This window comes from Acutalibacter sp. 1XD8-33, from assembly GCF_003612555.1.
GTDB lineage: Bacteria > Bacillota > Clostridia > Oscillospirales > Acutalibacteraceae > Acutalibacter.
Genome location: NZ_RAZF01000002.1, coordinates 106,337 through 120,229, shown reverse-complemented (window position 1 = coordinate 120,229; position 13,893 = coordinate 106,337). Strand labels below are relative to the sequence as shown.

Annotated in this window: 20 protein-coding genes; all 20 read right to left on the bottom strand. The window is 57.8% G+C overall.

Going from position 1 to position 13,893, the window contains the following annotated elements; all coding sequences use genetic code 11:
* Positions 1 to 20 precede the first annotated feature (20 nt).
* A complete protein-coding gene (locus tag D7X94_RS02580; protein WP_120426137.1) occupies positions 21 to 248 on the bottom strand; it encodes a hypothetical protein in 228 nt (75 codons plus the stop codon).
* 3 nt (positions 249 to 251) lie between these two features.
* Complete coding sequence (locus D7X94_RS02575) at positions 252 to 629, bottom strand: class I SAM-dependent methyltransferase (RefSeq protein ID WP_120426136.1); 378 nt, start codon at positions 627 to 629, stop codon at positions 252 to 254.
* The gene (locus tag D7X94_RS02570; RefSeq protein WP_120426135.1) at positions 626 to 844 is read right to left on the bottom strand and encodes a cation transporter; all 219 of its coding nucleotides are present in this window, start codon (positions 842 to 844) and stop codon (positions 626 to 628) included. Before D7X94_RS02570 ends, D7X94_RS02575 begins: the two co-directional genes overlap by 4 nt.
* 73 nt (positions 845 to 917) lie before the next feature.
* Entirely contained in the window at positions 918 to 1,130 is a 213-nt protein-coding gene (locus D7X94_RS02565) for a hypothetical protein (protein WP_147401645.1), read from the bottom strand.
* A gap of 129 nt (positions 1,131 to 1,259) precedes the next feature.
* A complete protein-coding gene (locus D7X94_RS02560) occupies positions 1,260 to 1,739 on the bottom strand; it encodes a GNAT family N-acetyltransferase (protein WP_199714992.1) in 480 nt (159 codons plus the stop codon).
* A 14-nt stretch (positions 1,740 to 1,753) separates the two neighbouring features.
* A complete protein-coding gene (locus tag D7X94_RS02555) occupies positions 1,754 to 2,104 on the bottom strand; it encodes an ArsR/SmtB family transcription factor (RefSeq protein WP_120426132.1) in 351 nt (116 codons plus the stop codon).
* A gap of 315 nt (positions 2,105 to 2,419) precedes the next feature.
* On the bottom strand, positions 2,420 to 2,935 hold the full coding sequence (locus D7X94_RS02550; RefSeq protein WP_120426131.1) for a Gx transporter family protein: 516 nt from the start codon (positions 2,933 to 2,935) through the stop codon (positions 2,420 to 2,422).
* Between the two features lie 57 nt (positions 2,936 to 2,992).
* Complete coding sequence (locus D7X94_RS02545; protein WP_158590860.1) at positions 2,993 to 3,394, bottom strand: NusG domain II-containing protein; 402 nt, start codon at positions 3,392 to 3,394, stop codon at positions 2,993 to 2,995.
* A gap of 38 nt (positions 3,395 to 3,432) precedes the next feature.
* On the bottom strand, positions 3,433 to 4,512 hold the full coding sequence (locus tag D7X94_RS02540) for an FAD:protein FMN transferase (protein WP_120426129.1): 1,080 nt from the start codon (positions 4,510 to 4,512) through the stop codon (positions 3,433 to 3,435).
* Between the two features lie 5 nt (positions 4,513 to 4,517).
* A complete protein-coding gene (locus tag D7X94_RS02535; protein WP_120426128.1) occupies positions 4,518 to 5,135 on the bottom strand; it encodes a cytidylate kinase-like family protein in 618 nt (205 codons plus the stop codon).
* A gap of 123 nt (positions 5,136 to 5,258) precedes the next feature.
* On the bottom strand, positions 5,259 to 6,041 hold the full coding sequence (locus D7X94_RS02530) for a nucleoside phosphorylase (RefSeq protein WP_120426127.1): 783 nt from the start codon (positions 6,039 to 6,041) through the stop codon (positions 5,259 to 5,261).
* Between the two features lie 119 nt (positions 6,042 to 6,160).
* Positions 6,161 to 6,595: a hypothetical protein gene (locus tag D7X94_RS02525; protein ID WP_120426126.1), complete on the bottom strand. Its 435-nt coding sequence runs from the start codon at positions 6,593 to 6,595 to the stop codon at positions 6,161 to 6,163.
* 436 nt (positions 6,596 to 7,031) lie between these two features.
* The gene (rsmI, locus tag D7X94_RS02520) at positions 7,032 to 7,877 is read right to left on the bottom strand and encodes a 16S rRNA (cytidine(1402)-2'-O)-methyltransferase (RefSeq protein ID WP_120426125.1); all 846 of its coding nucleotides are present in this window, start codon (positions 7,875 to 7,877) and stop codon (positions 7,032 to 7,034) included.
* Between the two features lie 154 nt (positions 7,878 to 8,031).
* Positions 8,032 to 8,760 carry a tRNA1(Val) (adenine(37)-N6)-methyltransferase gene (locus D7X94_RS02515; RefSeq protein ID WP_120426124.1) on the bottom strand — a complete coding sequence of 243 codons (729 nt, stop codon included), beginning with the start codon at positions 8,758 to 8,760 and terminating at the stop codon, positions 8,032 to 8,034.
* Positions 8,761 to 8,850: 90 nt separating this feature from the next.
* Positions 8,851 to 9,021, bottom strand: coding sequence for a DUF362 domain-containing protein (locus D7X94_RS02510; protein ID WP_120426123.1), 171 nt, complete (start codon positions 9,019 to 9,021; stop codon positions 8,851 to 8,853).
* A gap of 122 nt (positions 9,022 to 9,143) precedes the next feature.
* A complete protein-coding gene (locus D7X94_RS02505; protein ID WP_120426122.1) occupies positions 9,144 to 10,007 on the bottom strand; it encodes a PSP1 domain-containing protein in 864 nt (287 codons plus the stop codon).
* 554 nt (positions 10,008 to 10,561) lie between these two features.
* Entirely contained in the window at positions 10,562 to 11,524 is a 963-nt protein-coding gene (locus D7X94_RS02500; RefSeq protein ID WP_158590859.1) for a DNA polymerase III subunit, read from the bottom strand.
* A 17-nt stretch (positions 11,525 to 11,541) separates the two neighbouring features.
* Positions 11,542 to 11,865, bottom strand: coding sequence for a cyclic-di-AMP receptor (locus D7X94_RS02495; protein ID WP_120426120.1), 324 nt, complete (start codon positions 11,863 to 11,865; stop codon positions 11,542 to 11,544).
* Between the two features lie 189 nt (positions 11,866 to 12,054).
* Positions 12,055 to 13,386 (bottom strand): alanine/glycine:cation symporter family protein, encoded by a 1,332-nt coding sequence (locus D7X94_RS02490; protein WP_158590858.1) that lies wholly within the window; start codon positions 13,384 to 13,386, stop codon positions 12,055 to 12,057.
* A complete protein-coding gene (locus tag D7X94_RS02485; protein WP_120426254.1) occupies positions 13,376 to 13,882 on the bottom strand; it encodes an N-acetylmuramoyl-L-alanine amidase in 507 nt (168 codons plus the stop codon). The genes D7X94_RS02490 and D7X94_RS02485 overlap by 11 nt, the downstream gene beginning before the upstream one ends.
* Positions 13,883 to 13,893 lie beyond the last annotated feature (11 nt).

Below are 13,893 nucleotides of genomic sequence, written 5' to 3'. Positions count from 1 at the left end.
AGAAACCCTCTTTCCCATTTTCAAAGCCTTTTCAGCACCCCAAATGCCACCGGCAGCCGTCCTTCCAGCCGCTTCAGGCAGAGCACCTCCGCCCCGCAGCTCTCCAGAAGCGTCCGGTAGCCCTCAAGGGTATACCTCTCTCTGGTCCGGAACCCTAGGGCCTGATAGGCCCCGATGGCCGCTTTGAAGCCAAGTCCGGTCTCGCCCTGCAAGTATGTGGGCAGGATCAGCCGCCCGCCGGGGCCCACGCATCATAGCAAGCAGTGAAGAGCCCTCTCGGGCTCTTCAAGCAGGTGCAGAACGTTCCCGGCGATAACGGCATCGAAGGGTTTCTCCGACGGCGGGGCGAAGATCTCACGCCGGGCAAATCCCATGTTCGCCATACCCGCCCGCTTTGTCTTGCTTTTCGCCCGGGCCAGCATGGCGGCGGAGAGGTCGGTGCAGAGTACATACCCGGCCCGCTTTGCCGCCGCCAGGGACAGAGCGACAGTCCCCGCCGCGCAGTCCAGCACCCGGCTTCCCGGCGGCACCCACAGGGCCGTCTCCTGTTCCATGGCAAGGTTCGCCCGGCGGTTCGTCAGCCGAATGAGGTCATATACTCCGGATACCCGGTCCCAAAAGCCGTTCATCTTACGATCCGGCAGTCGGGCTCCACCTTGCGGCAGGCCTTGACCACCTGATCCATGATCTCCTCAAAGCGGTCCTCCTCCGCCTGGACGGTGAGCTTCTGGGTCAGAAAGCTGACGGCGGCGTCCTCCACCCCGTCGATTTTTTTGATGGCGTTCTCCATTTTCGCGGCGCAGTTGGCGCAGTCCAGGTCGATGAGCTTGAAACGTTTTGTCATAGAGATCAAGTCCTTTCTGTATGTTTTTTTGAAGTGGGGGCTAAGAGGGCCCGTGGGCGCGTCCAGATTCCAGCTAGCTGAGAGCGCCTTTTGGCTGGTACGCCTGTGCGCTCAGATAGCTGGTTCCGGTTTCCAGGGGGCTTTTTCTCTTGTAAAAAGCCCCCTCTTTGCGCATTTCATGCGCAAATTCACCCGCAAAAATGCGCTTCTCAGGTGTTAAGGTCAAGGGCAAGACCGTGGAGCTCTGCTCCACACCACGCAAACTTTTTGAAAAAAGTTTGATCAAAAACTTTTACCCTGGTCAGCTGAGCAAAAAACTTTAAAAACGTTCACGACGAGCAAAGCGAGGAGTGGGTAAAAGTTTCGTCCACCTTTTCAAAGGTGGCGGAGGTTTGGAGGCAGAGCCTCCAAGGTCTTAAGGGGTCAGAGCGTTCCCAAGGTCTTTGACATAGGCCGGGTCGCCATTTTTGGCGGTAAATCCCGGATCCAGCCGGTAGCCGTGTTTTTCATAAAAGCCCGGGGCGGTGTCGGTGGTGAGGATGCTCCCGGAGAAGCCCTGTTCCCGGAACCATCCCTCCGCCAAAGCCAGCAGGGCCGAGCCGTGGCCCTGTCCCTGGCAGGCGGGGGCGACCCAGAACTCCCGGATGAACCCCAGCCTTTTCTGGAAGAACCAGCCGCTGAGCTCCATGGGGCAGAACTGGATGAACCCGACGGTCTCTCCGGCAGCGTTCAGGCGCAAATAAGCTCGGTTTCCCCGGCCATCTTGGTCCATTTCCCGGAACAGCCCCTCCCAGTCCCGGACCTTCACCCCCAGAAAGGAGAAATATTGCTGGAAGGCCTTCTGAAATCGTGGGTCCTGAAAATGCTCCAGAAAGATATCCTGTGTGTGTTCCAAAAGCAGTGCTCCCTTCATTCTGTGATGTGCTCCATGCCCTGGTCCAGAATGGTCCGGACATGGCCGTCGGCCAGGGAGTAGAAGATGGTCTTGCCCTCCCGGCGGTATTTCACCAGCTTGGCCTTTTTCAGCACTTGGAGCTGGTGGGAAATGGCGGACTGGGTCATGCCCAGCAGCTCCGCGATGCCGCACACGCACATATCTGACTCAAACAGCACGTAGAGGATGCGGATGCGGGTGGAGTCTCCAAAGATCTTGAAGAGCTCTGCCAAGTCAAAGAGCTCTTCTTCGCCGGGCATGATTTCGTTAACCCGGTGTACCGTTTCTTCGTGTACGTGGATATATCCAGTGGTTTGCTGTTCCATAGTATCGATCAGCCTTTCATATGAGCGATTGTTCATATGTATTATATGATGAAAAACGGAAAATGTCAAGGGAAAGATTAGAAATGAAACGGCAAATTTTTTGGCTTTTTTTGCCCGTTGCAGAGCAGGGGGCAAAAAAGGTCCATAAAAAAACAGGAACCCCTCGAAAGGGCATTCCTGTTTTCCCAGAAGATAGGGTATAACAAGCGCGCTTTAAAATTGGTATTTCGCGATTTTATAGTAAACGCACTTGAAAATCGGTATATATCGATTTTCAAGCTGGGCGGCTATGTCCCCTGGTTCAAAAGAGGGAACTTACCTCTTTTGGACTGCGTTTGCGATATTGAGCTTTTCCAGTAGCGGCAAAGTCAATTTTAGCACACTTCCGGTAAGTATGCCGGTAAGCAGGCTGAAGATCAACAGAAACGGCACATATAGGGTCACCGAAGTAACGGTGATCCAGTAAGCGACAACCAGCTGGGCGAAATTATGGGTCAAGGCTCCGCATACCCCAGTGAGAGAGAGGCTGGCAGGGCTTTTTTTCAAGAGCAACCACATACATAGAGTGCTGACAAGCCCTCCGGAAAGGCTCATAAGTCCGGCGGTAAATCCCCGAGTGAGCAGGGCAAAGATTCCTTTTACCAGAGCTAGGCCTAAAGCGCAGGGTAGGCCGATGCTTCCCGCCGCATACATGACAGCAATGTTGGAAAGACCCATTTTTGCTCCCGGGGGCATACCGGGAAGGGGGGGAAGAAGTCCTTCCAGAAAGGAAAGGGCCAGAGCCAGTGCGGCCAGCATTCCGCTGAGTGCGATCCGTCCGGACTTTCCCATAGGCCCCTCCTTTTAATGTAATAATGGATTTTCGGCTGAGCGTGCCAGTCCGCACGCTCAGCCTGTCACCGCGTCGGCTTCTAAGGAGCGGTCCTCTTTTCCTTCCAGCCGGAGAACTACTCTTCCGGGCAGACAGACCGCGCTTTCTCCGGCACGGCTGAGCAAGCCTGTCCGCTGGCAGGTTTTATCTGGACAAGTGGAGGAAAGCACCCGGGCGCCTTCCCGACTGAACTCCACTGTGAGGGCGATGCCGTCTGCCCCGGCGATGGGGAGGGACTCTGCGCCCTCTACTTGGGCCAGATCTCTCCGGACCGTTGTTTGTCCTTCCACCTCCACCACTGCCATTATACCTTTGGGGGCTTGAGACTGAAGCGCGAAAATTCCCGCCGCTACCAAAACAATAATTACGAAAAAGGGCCATTCCTGTCGAGAGAAGAGCCGCACTTCTTTTGTATTCAATCTCTTCACCATCTTTGCCAGTCAAGGTGGCTTTTGCCTTAGTCCCCGCTGTTGTTCCGGATGAAACGGTCCTCGAAGCCCTCCGTGACCGTAACCGTGCCGTCCTGGTCCACAAAAACCCCTTGAGCCTGGTATTCCCGAAGCAGCGAAAGGCTTTCCTCTAGTCCTAACACAAAGCAGGCGGTGGACAGGCCGTCACTGAGGGCCCCGGACTCTGGATGCCAGACTGTAACCGAGATCAGCCCGCTTTCTGCCGGATAGCCGGTGCGGGGGTCTAGCAGGTGGCAGTAGGTTTTGCCATCCTGTTGAAAGAATTTTTCATAGCTGCCGGAAGTAGACACAAAACCGCTTTCCAGCTCCAGCGTGCCGAGACTGCCCTCGCCCTCCGGGTTCCGCACGCTTACCCGCCAAGACTGCCCTTGAGGCTTTTTTCCATAGAGGCCTATGCTGCCCCCTACGGCCACAACTGCGCCGGTCACGTCGTTCTGCCTATATACATCCACCGCCCTGTCGCAGGCTGCGCCCTTGCCAATGGCCCCCAGATCTATCGCCATGCCCGGTCGGGCCAGGCGGGCGCGGGTTCCGTCCAGCAACACGTCCTGCCAGCCGGTTAGCGCCAAGGCCCGCGTCAGTTCCTCCTGTTTTGGCAGACGAGGGCTGCCGTCAAAGTCCCAGAGCCTTGTCAGCGGACCCAGGGTAATGTCAAAGGCCCCGCAACTGGTTTCACATAGGGCAAGGGCGGTTTCCAGTAATTCTCCTGTGGCGGGGGAAATCGTGGCGCCGTCCCTTCCCGCAGATTGATTCAGCCGGAGGATGGACCGTCCTTCTCCGCCCAGTTCGGGAGCGTCCCGCCAGGAGATCTCCCACTCCAGGCTGTCTACAGCCTGCACCGCCAGCTTTGCCGCCTGCTCCTCCTGGGTTCCCCAGACGGTCTGCCGGACGTAGCTTCCCATAGAAAAGGTAGTCAGTTCATAGGGCTGACTTTCTCCGGCATGATGAAGTAGGGCATTTATCCAGAAGATCAAAAGGAGGGCGGCGCCTAGACATAGGGAAAAATATCCGGCCCGCTTGCCGACCGGCAGGCGGGCCTTCTTCGCTTCTTTTATTTTTTGTGCCATGGGCCCTATTTATCCAGCTTCCTGGCGGCGTCAATCAGCAGCTCCACCGCTTCGTCCAGGGTAAAGCGGGAAGTATCGATGGTGATATCGTAATTTTGCAGATCGTCCCACCGCTTATTGGAGTAGAAATTATAGTAATTGGCCCGTTGCTTGTCTTTTTTGGTAACAAAATCAGCCGCCTTTTTCTCCTCGCAGTCCTTTTTGGCGATGGAGCGACGGATGCGGGTTTCCTTGTTGGCATGGACGAACACATTCAGACAGTTGTCATGCTCCCGCAGGATGTAGTCCGCGCAACGGCCCACCACCACACACGGGCCCTCTGAGGCGGCTTTCTTGATAATGTCGGATTGGATTATAAACAGCTTGTCGTTGATGGGCATTTCGTTGATGCCGGGGACCCGGGCCCCAAAGGAGTAGCTGCCCATAACCATGGAATAGAGCAGGCTGCTGGTAGCCTTTTCATCGGCGTGAGCGAACACCTCCTCCGAGAGGCCGCTCTGCTTGGCCGCCATGGCAATCAGGGCCTTGTCATAGAAGGGTACATCCAGCTGGCGGGCAAGTTTTTCGCCCACTTCATGGCCTCCGCTACCAAATTGACGGGAAATCGTGATGACAGGCAACATAGAAAATCCTCCTTTATATCAATAGTATAGTAATCTGAGGAAATTTCAGGCGAAATCTAGATAATTTCCCTATATATACTATAGCCTATTTTTCGGAAAAAGTCAACTGGAATTTCGGAAAATCTATGAGAAGGACAACTCGGCACAAGCCATTATAAAGTCATCCTGCCGGTGGGCAAAGTTCTCGTCTCCCCATTTCCATGGAGGGGAATCCGGAGCCAGAGGGTGCTTATCCGAGGCCATGAGCAGCACCGTGCACCCCATACCATAGTAATTGCACAGGCTGGCCATAGCGGAGGTCTCCATATCCACTCCCGCGCATCCCTTTTCCCGCCAGAGGGCCTCCTTATAGTAGGTTTGGCGGTAGGGGGCGTCGGTGGTAACGGTATCCCGGCGCTTTACGGAGAAGCCCCGGCGGGCCAGGGCTTTGACGGCGGTTTCCGACGAGAAGACTGGATTAGGGCAGATGAATTCCGGGTTCGGGAAATAATGGCGGGATGCCCCCTCCTCGCAGAGAAGCCGCTCTGGAAGGAGGACGTCTCCCACCACGATATCCTCTCCAAAAGCGCCGCATAGCCCTGCCACCAGAATTTCCTTGACCCCCATGGCATGGAGAGTTTCTACTGTGCAGGCGGCCTGGGGCGCTCCCCGTCCGCCATCCAGAAAGCAAACGCCTTCCCGGCCCAGGATTTCCAGAACAGGAGAATGGGTGATAAACCCGGGCAGACGTTTCATCAGTAGGCGGGTGTCAAACCGCTCCTCAAGAAGGGGAAGGCCCCGGCCCAGGCAGAAAGTCACGGCCCGCTCCGGCAGGTGGATCCCCGGGCTGGAAACGTGCTTGCTGTTGATGTGCTGTTCTGCCGTAAAGACCGGCAGGGTGCGGTCATCCTGGTAAAACCATTGCATATGATACCTCCTTTGGTCAGGCCGTATAGTTAACGCAGTTTAAAAGGGGATTCTACCTCTTTTTTAAACCAAATAGGAGGAATGCCACCTCTTAATCCGCCCAGCTTGAAAAATGATATTTAGCGATTCTCAAGTGCGCTTAGCTTGCTATAGTGCTCCAAGATAGGCTGGCAAGCCGCCACCTTGCCCCGGACCTGGATGGAGCTTACCGCCTGGAAGAGCTTTTCCGCCGGGATGTCGTTTCCCACACACAGCACACCGTATCCTGTGATGCTTACAGAGCGGCCCTGAACCAGGTATTCCTCTACCTCTTGCAAGGTGAGTACCCGCACACCCATAAACCACTCCCCACAGGAGAGCTTGCGGCCCGCCTCCTCCGAGCAGCGCTGGATATTGGGCTCATTGCGCTGGATGGCCTCTCGAAGAGCTTGGTTGATAAAATCGCTGCGGTTGGAATAATAGCCGTTGTCCACTAGCAGGTCCATGGCCGCCAGGGTGGAGGTGTTGATGTTCACAGAGACTTTTTCCGTGAGATTGCTGCTGTATACTTTCATGATAGCTCCTCCTTATATGATATACATGATCTTTTCGGAGCATATATATCATATCACAAGAGAAGGGGCGTGTCAAGAACAGTAAGGTGGGAAATGGTGAATTTTGGGGAGTGATGGAAAGCCTTCGTCGGCACAGAGACGCCGACTATGGCAAAGTCGTGGGACGCTGCTAAGGCACACCCTGCGAGCTTTTGAAGAAAGCTAAGACTTCGCAGAGCGAAGTCTACGAAACTTTTACGCTGGTTAGCTGAGTGCGTAAAGCCAACCAGGGTAAAAGTTTTGTCCACTTTTTCAAAAGTGGCGGGGGTCGAGGAGGTGAGCGCTCTGCCGGATACTTGGCAAAGCCAAGTATTGCAGACCAAGCTGCGAACCGACCGAGCCGATAGGCGAGACCCAGCGCCCCACGGCCTTGCCAGCGGCCAAAACAGGCGCTCCCTCAAGGCGCTGCCTCTGCAAGTGCTTTATAGATCTCCGCTTTCCGTAGGCCGGAGGCCTTCGCCGCCTGCTTTGCCGCGTCGGTGGGTGACGCTCCCTCTTCCAGCAGTTCCTTTGCCAGCTCCACCGCGTCCTCCAGGGTATAGGATTCCTTCTCCGGAGGCTTCTCCGCCCCGGCCACCACCAGCACGTATTCTCCCCGGGGCTCCTGTTCCCGGTAGCGGGCGGCGGCCTCCCCCAGAGTGGTCCGCCAGACCTCCTCGTGGAGCTTGGTCAGCTCCCGCACCACGGCAATTTTCCTCTCCGGGCCGAAGAGCTTCTCCAGGTCCCCCAGGGTGCGCCGGAGCTTGTGGGGAGCCTCGTAGAAGATCATGGTCCGGGTTTCCCATGCCACCTGCCGCAGATGTTCCCGGCGGCTGCGCTTGTTCATGGACAAAAAACCCTCGAAGGTGAACCTCCCGGTGGGCAGACCGCTGACAGCCAGGGCAGAGACGGCGGCGGTGGGGCCCGGCACTACATATACAGGAATCCCGTCTTGGGCGCAGGCGGCGATGAGGGTTTCCCCAGGGTCCGACACGGCGGGCATCCCGGCGTCGGATACCAGGGCGCAAGTCTCCCCAGCCCGCAGCCGGGCCAGGATGGACTCTCCCCGGCTGAGCTTGTTGTGCTCGAAATAGCTGAGCAGGGGCTTGTGCAAGCCGAAATGGGTCAAAAGCCCCCGGGTGACCCGGGTATCCTCCGCCGCGATAAAATCCGCCTGTTCCAGGGTTTCCTTGGCCCGGGGAGAAAAGTCCCCCAGATTCCCGATGGGTGTGCCCACCACATATAGCGCGCCTTTTTCCAGCATGGGCTCATCTCCTTAATATGAGGTGTATTCTTAATAGTGAACGTAAACGCGCCTGAAAATCAGTATTTGCGGGCTTTCAAGCTGGGCGGCTGCGGTTAACGATAGAGTATGGGGGAGAGCACCCGCCTGTTTGAGAACTGAGGTCTGACGGGCTTCAGAGGAATCCGTAATAATCCCCATAGATCTTTTTCATTTCCGGGGAAAACTCTCCGTTTCTCTCTTGCAAGATCAGAACAGGCTCCGTCTGCAGACCTGGTTTGCCGCCGCTGCGGCATTCCAATAAAAATAGATAGGCGGGCTTCTCCCTGCGGGCCTGTACCAACCGCAAGCGTTTGGACTCCAGGCTATGAGTGCTGAAAACAGAAGCCGCCTCCGCCAGGCGGAATGTAGGCAGGCACAGGCATAGTCGGCCTCCGCATTTTAGGGCATACCGGGCAGCGCGGGCCAGATCTTCCAAGGAGAGGCCTTCCCCGTGGCGGGCCAGGGTCCGCTGAGGGACCTCTCCCCGCAGGCCGGTTCCCGGGGGGTAGTAGGGCGGATTGCAGACGGCAAGGTCCAGGCCCTGGTGGGGCAGCAAGGCCTTGTAGTCCCGCAGATCCCCCTGTAGAACAGAAACACGGGATTCCAAGCCGTTTTCCCGAACCGACCGCTCCGCTAAAACGGCGGCGTCCTCCTGGAGTTCCAAAGCCGTCACGGGGCCGGGATTGCCCCGGCTGCACCAGAGCAAGGGGATGGTTCCGCAGCCGCAGCCTAGGTCCGCGCACCGTTCTCTCCGGCAGGGCATGGAGAAGTCCGCCAACAGCAGGGTATCGGTATTAAACCGGTGGACAGCGCTCACCAATACCTTCAACCCGCCGCCCAAAGGTTCCCAATGGGTGTCCACCGCGTTCCCTCCTTCTTAAAATCACCGGAAAAAAGCGAAGCCCGATCAAAATCAGGCTCCGCTTCTTTGCGTTTTACAGCTTGCCGCAGCTTAGCCCTCCTGGGGCGCGCCAACGGGGCAAACACCAGCGCAAGCGCCGCAATCCAGGCACTTGTCGGGATCGATCACGTACTTGCCGTCGCCCTCGGAGATAGCGTCGGCAGGGCACTCTCCGGCGCAGGCGCCGCAGGCAATGCATTCATCGTTGATGGTATAAGGCATAGGGAACACCTCCATGTAAGTTTATATCCCTATTGTATCATATTTTCGGGAAATTGCAACTGTTTTGTGCTGGGAATTGACGCTTTTCCAGGGCGGCGGGAGAGGGACGCGTCAGAGAAAAACTATTCCAGGTCCTTCAGCTGTTCCAGCTCCTGCTTATCCACCTTGACCCGACCGTCCCGGAGCACCTTTACCTGATCCACGGTATAGACCTTGGGGGCTGCGTCGGGATCTTTGTCCAGACGCACAGTGAGCTTTCGGGTGAGCAGGTTCTGGTCGATGACCACGCCTTTGCCGTCCGGGGTGGAGACAATGGCATTCACTTTGGGGGTGGTGCGCAGCAGATCCTGATACGCCTCCTGCTCGTATTTCAGGCAGCACATCAGCCGCCCGCAAGCTCCGGAGATCTTCACGGGATTCAGGGAGAGGCCCTGCTCCTTCGCCATCTTGATGGATACCGGCTGGAAGCCCCCCAGGAAGGAGCCGCAGCAGAAGGGCCGACCGCAGATTCCCATACCCCCCAGCATTTTTGCCTCGTCCCGCACACCAATCTGCCGCAGCTCAATGCGGGTGCGGAACATCCCCGCCAGATCCTTCACCAGCTCCCGGAAGTCCACCCGGCCATCGGCGGTGAAGTAGAAGAGGATCTTGCTGTTGTCAAAGGTGTATTCCACGTCCACCAGCTTCATCTCCAGCCCCCGGCTGGCAATGCGCTTTTCACAGGCCTTAAAGGCGGATTTCTCCTTGCGGTGGTTCTCCTCCACCTGCCGCAGGTCCTCGGGAGTGGCCCGGCGGATCAGACGGCGCAAAGGTTGCACGATGGCCGCGTCCCGGACCTCCCGGTTCTCCATGGCCACCTCTCCGCATTCCATGCCTCGGGCGGTTTCCACAATGGCCATTTCGCCCTTGTGAACCTTCTCCCCTCCGGGATCGAAATAATATATCTTGCCGGTGCTCTTAAAGCGCACCCCAATCACTTCTGCCATTTGATCTCTCCTAAATTTCTACTGTTGCCTTCCACGCGGGTCGGGATGGAATTTTTTTGATATATGGGGGCCTGCCGGACGCGATGGCTCGTCCAGATTTCAGACAGCGCAGAGCGCGTTTTGGCTGGGTGCGGGGCGCACGGAGCTGGCGTACTCCGGGACCAGGCCCCCTTTTTCACTTGCAAAAAGGGGCCTCTTGACGCTGCGCGTCAATTCACCACCCAAAATACGCTTCTCAGGTGTTAAGGTCAAGACCTTGGGGACGCCGGTCTCGCCTGCCGGCTCGGTCGGTTCGCATCGTGTCTGCCACTGGCAGACGCTCACCCCCAAACCTCTGCGAGCTTTTGAAGAAAGCTAAGACTTCGCAGAGCGAAGTCTACGAAACTTTTACGTTGGTTAGCTGAGTGCGTCAAAGCCAACCAGGGTAAAAGTTTGGTGGGTTCTTCGGGGCGACAATCGCTAGTGACGATTTCCCGTCGCCGACCGAAGCGGCAGCTGAGACCCGAAGCCCTAAGCCGCCGGAGGCCATCGCGTACTCGCAAAAATCCCCCAAGCTACCGCCCGTTTTCCAAAAGCTCCGCGCAGAAGCAGGTGAGCAGTAGTCCCGTATTGGCGTTGCGTTCCAGCTTCTGCCGGTATTCTTCCACAAGGTCCGGCAGACAAAGCAGCCGGCGCATAGGCAGGTTGCACAGCTTATCTACTGTTTGCACCGCTCCGCTGAGGGCTGTGGTTCCCCCGGCCCGGGCCACACAGGCATCCCGAAAAATAACGGCCAACCGGGCCAGTGCCTCCCGGAACAAGGATCGATCCTTTTGCAAGGGCGCGGCAGCCTTGAGAAGCGGGTGCCCACCGGTTCCCAGCATGGCTTCGGCCATTTCTTTGGCGATGGAAAAGGCCTGTCCCAGCCCTCCGCCCTTCAGCTCCTCCTGCATCCGGCCTAGGTTGCCTCCGCACAGGTCCGCCAGCTCCCGAGCCTGTTCCGGCTCCATCCCGTAGTGCGCAACAAGCCACTGTGCAGCCTCCTCCCGCTCAGGCGGACGAAGGGTGAAAATTTGCACTCTGGAGCGGATGGTGGGCAGAGCAGCCTCGGCGCTGGGGCAGAGCAGAAGAAACACCGCGCCCTGGGGCGGCTCCTCTATGAGCTTGAGCAGCTTGTTTTGGGCCGCCGGCAGGCTGTGCTCCCCCAGATAGACGATATACACGTTGTAATCCGCCTCTTCCGGCATCCGATAGGCGTCCTCCAACATCAGGCGCACGGCCTCCACGGTAAGGGCGCCTGAGGCCCCGCCTCCCCGTACTACCTGGACATCCGGGTGGCTGCCCGCCCGGGCCCGGATGCAACTGGGACACCGACCGCAGGGGGCGGCGGATTTGTCCCGGCAGACCAGAGCCTGGGCTACAATCTCCGCCAGGGTACTTTTGCCGGAGCCCCGCTCCCCCTGCAGCATCACCGCATGAGGAAAACGCCCTGCCGCAAAGGCCACGCTCAGGGCCTGCTTTACCTCACTATTACCCAAAAAGCCGGGAAATTCCATCAGACCTTTTCAAAGCGGTCCACGTTCAGCACGAAGATAGTAGAACCGCCTACAGTGACCTCCACTGGGAAGGATGAGTACATCCCAACCTCCATGGTAGAGGAGTGGGGCACGATCTGGGTACGGCGGCTGCTGTATTTGGAGATGATGCCGATCACCTCGTCTACCTTGCCGTCCTCTACGCCGGAGATGAAGGTGGTGTTGCCGGCCATCAGAAATCCGCCGGTGGTGGCCAGCTTGGTGACGGAGAAGCCCTCCCGGGTTAGAGCGGAAGAAACCGCTCCGCTGTCATCGTTGCTCACTATGGCAAGTATCAGTTTCATAATAGGGACCCCTTCCTGAGGATAAAGTCTGTTTCCACCTGTTTTCACAAACGGACGGGAGTTCTTCCGGGCTATTCCCAAGGGATCAGCCTTCTCGAAGAATGGGAAAAACTCTGAGCGCGTATCCGTGCGGTTTTTATGGAAATACTTTATCTATATTTTAGCATAAAACCTCCGGAAAAGCCAGCCCTATTTTGGGTTTTTCTGAACAGTTTTTTCAAAGAGGGCAGCCGGCGCTTTTCCAAGCGGCCCTGCCAGAAGGAACAGCGCGGCCAGATTGGGGATAGCCATTAGGCCGTTGAAGGCGTCTCCCAGCTGAAAAACCGCCCGCAGAGGCAGAAGACACCCGGAAAACGCCGCCAGAGCCGCCGCCAGGGGATAGAGCTTCCGTCCCCGCCCCTTTGTAAGGTACAGAAGCCCTTCCCGGCCATAGCAGCACCAGGCGATGACCGTGGCGATGGCAAACAGGGCCGTGCACAGGGACACCGCCCAGCCGCCTGCCTGGCCCAGAGCAGACCGGTAGGCGTAGAAGGTGAGCGCAGCCCCTTCCAACTGGGTTGGGCCGCAGCATAAAATGCAGAGGCCGGTGACCGTGCACATTAAGATTGTATCCGCAAATACTTGGAAAATCCCCATGCACCCTAATTCCTCCGGGCTGTAGTCCCTTACATCCTGGTAGGCGAAAGCGGAACTGCCCAGGCCGGCTTCGTTGGTGAACACTCCCCGGGAGATGCCGGCCTTCATGGCGATAAGCATTCCGGCGGTTCCTCCGGCTCCTGCCCGCAGGGAAAAAGCGCCCTGAAAGACAGACTCCACCGCCCCGGGCAGGTTTTTTCGGTAGAACCAGATCACGCCCAGAGAGGCGGCAAAAAAGAGCAGGGTCATGGCAGGCACCAGCTTTTCCGCGATCCGTCCGGCCAGGGACAGGCCTCCCCGGGCCACGAAGTATACCAATAGAGCCGCTCCTATGGCAACTCCCGGGATGGGCAGGCCAAGATCGCCGCAGGCGGCGGCAAAGGCGTTCATCTGGGCCATATTCCCCATGCCCAGGGAGGAGAGACAGCATCCAAGAGCATAGACCGCAGCCAGGGCTCCGCCATACTTTCCCGCCTTTTCTATGTACGCCAAAGGGCCGGGCGCTCTTCGGCCCCTGGCGCGGTTTTTCGCGGCCAGGTAGTTTTCCGCGAACACGGTCATCATGCCCAGGCCAGCGGAAGCCCACATCCAGAAAAGAGCGCCTGGCCCCCCGGTGGTAATGGCTGCCGCCACGCCCACAATATTTCCCGTGCCGATGGACCCTGCCAGGGCGGTGGAGATAGCCTGGAATCGGGTGGTTCCTCCAGATGCTTTTTTGGGGGAGAATTTTGATCCCAGAGCAGCCTTGAGCCAGGTCCCGGCATGAAGCAGCTGGAAGAAACAGCTCTCATAGGAAAAATAGGCCCCGGCGGCCAGGATTCCCAGCAGGACATGCCAGCCCCAAAGGGCTCCCCGCAGGCCTTCCAGCAGGTAGTCAGCCGTCAACGGAATCCACCCCCAAAAACTCCGCCGCAGTTTTTGCCAGCCCGGCGGAGATAACATCCACATTGCTGACAAGCCAGGCCTCGTCCTGGGGATTGTCGTGATAGCAGAGATTCAGCAGCAGGGCGGGAGCCTTGGCGTTGGCCAGGTCCTCTCGAGCGGCGGTGGGAGAGGCCTCCACCAGTTCGGGTTGGGGGTAGAGGCCTTTCAGACAGGCGGAGAAAACCTCTGCGGCCCGTCTGCCCGCGGGGCTGTATTTGTAATAAAAAACATCCGCGCCCTTGATCTTGGCCTCCATTTCCGCCGGGGCGGCGTGGCTGCACAGATAGAGGCAGAGGCCGCAGTCCGGCGGGGGATCCCCCTCCAAAACGCAGCATACTCCCAGCCGGGACAGAGCTGTTTCCACAGCGGAGGCAATTTTGCGCATCCAATAGCTTTCGTCTCCCCCGTTGGGATAGGCGTCTGCCCGGGAGGAGGGCTTCAGATAGATTTTCGCCATGGGTTTCCTCG

Excerpts from the sequence above, each read along its gene's own strand:
- D7X94_RS02505 (WP_120426122.1), bottom strand. The coding sequence starts at position 10,007 with ATGGCAGAAGTGATTGGGGTGCGCTTTAAGAGCACCGGCAAGATATAT.
- D7X94_RS02525 (WP_120426126.1), bottom strand. The coding sequence starts at position 6,595 with ATGAAAGTATACAGCAGCAATCTCACGGAAAAAGTCTCTGTGAACATC.
- rsmI (WP_120426125.1), bottom strand. The coding sequence starts at position 7,877 with ATGCTGGAAAAAGGCGCGCTATATGTGGTGGGCACACCCATCGGGAAT.
- D7X94_RS02575 (WP_120426136.1), bottom strand. The coding sequence starts at position 629 with ATGAACGGCTTTTGGGACCGGGTATCCGGAGTATATGACCTCATTCGG.
- D7X94_RS02530 (WP_120426127.1), bottom strand. The coding sequence starts at position 6,041 with ATGCAATGGTTTTACCAGGATGACCGCACCCTGCCGGTCTTTACGGCA.
- D7X94_RS02495 (WP_120426120.1), bottom strand. The coding sequence starts at position 11,865 with ATGAAACTGATACTTGCCATAGTGAGCAACGATGACAGCGGAGCGGTT.
- D7X94_RS02570 (WP_120426135.1), bottom strand. The coding sequence starts at position 844 with ATGACAAAACGTTTCAAGCTCATCGACCTGGACTGCGCCAACTGCGCC.
- D7X94_RS02540 (WP_120426129.1), bottom strand. The coding sequence starts at position 4,512 with ATGGCACAAAAAATAAAAGAAGCGAAGAAGGCCCGCCTGCCGGTCGGC.
- D7X94_RS02555 (WP_120426132.1), bottom strand. The coding sequence starts at position 2,104 with ATGGAACAGCAAACCACTGGATATATCCACGTACACGAAGAAACGGTA.
- D7X94_RS02485 (WP_120426254.1), bottom strand. The coding sequence starts at position 13,882 with ATGGCGAAAATCTATCTGAAGCCCTCCTCCCGGGCAGACGCCTATCCC.
- D7X94_RS02535 (WP_120426128.1), bottom strand. The coding sequence starts at position 5,135 with ATGTTGCCTGTCATCACGATTTCCCGTCAATTTGGTAGCGGAGGCCAT.
- D7X94_RS02550 (WP_120426131.1), bottom strand. The coding sequence starts at position 2,935 with ATGGGAAAGTCCGGACGGATCGCACTCAGCGGAATGCTGGCCGCACTG.
- D7X94_RS02510 (WP_120426123.1), bottom strand. The coding sequence starts at position 9,021 with ATGCCTTATACCATCAACGATGAATGCATTGCCTGCGGCGCCTGCGCC.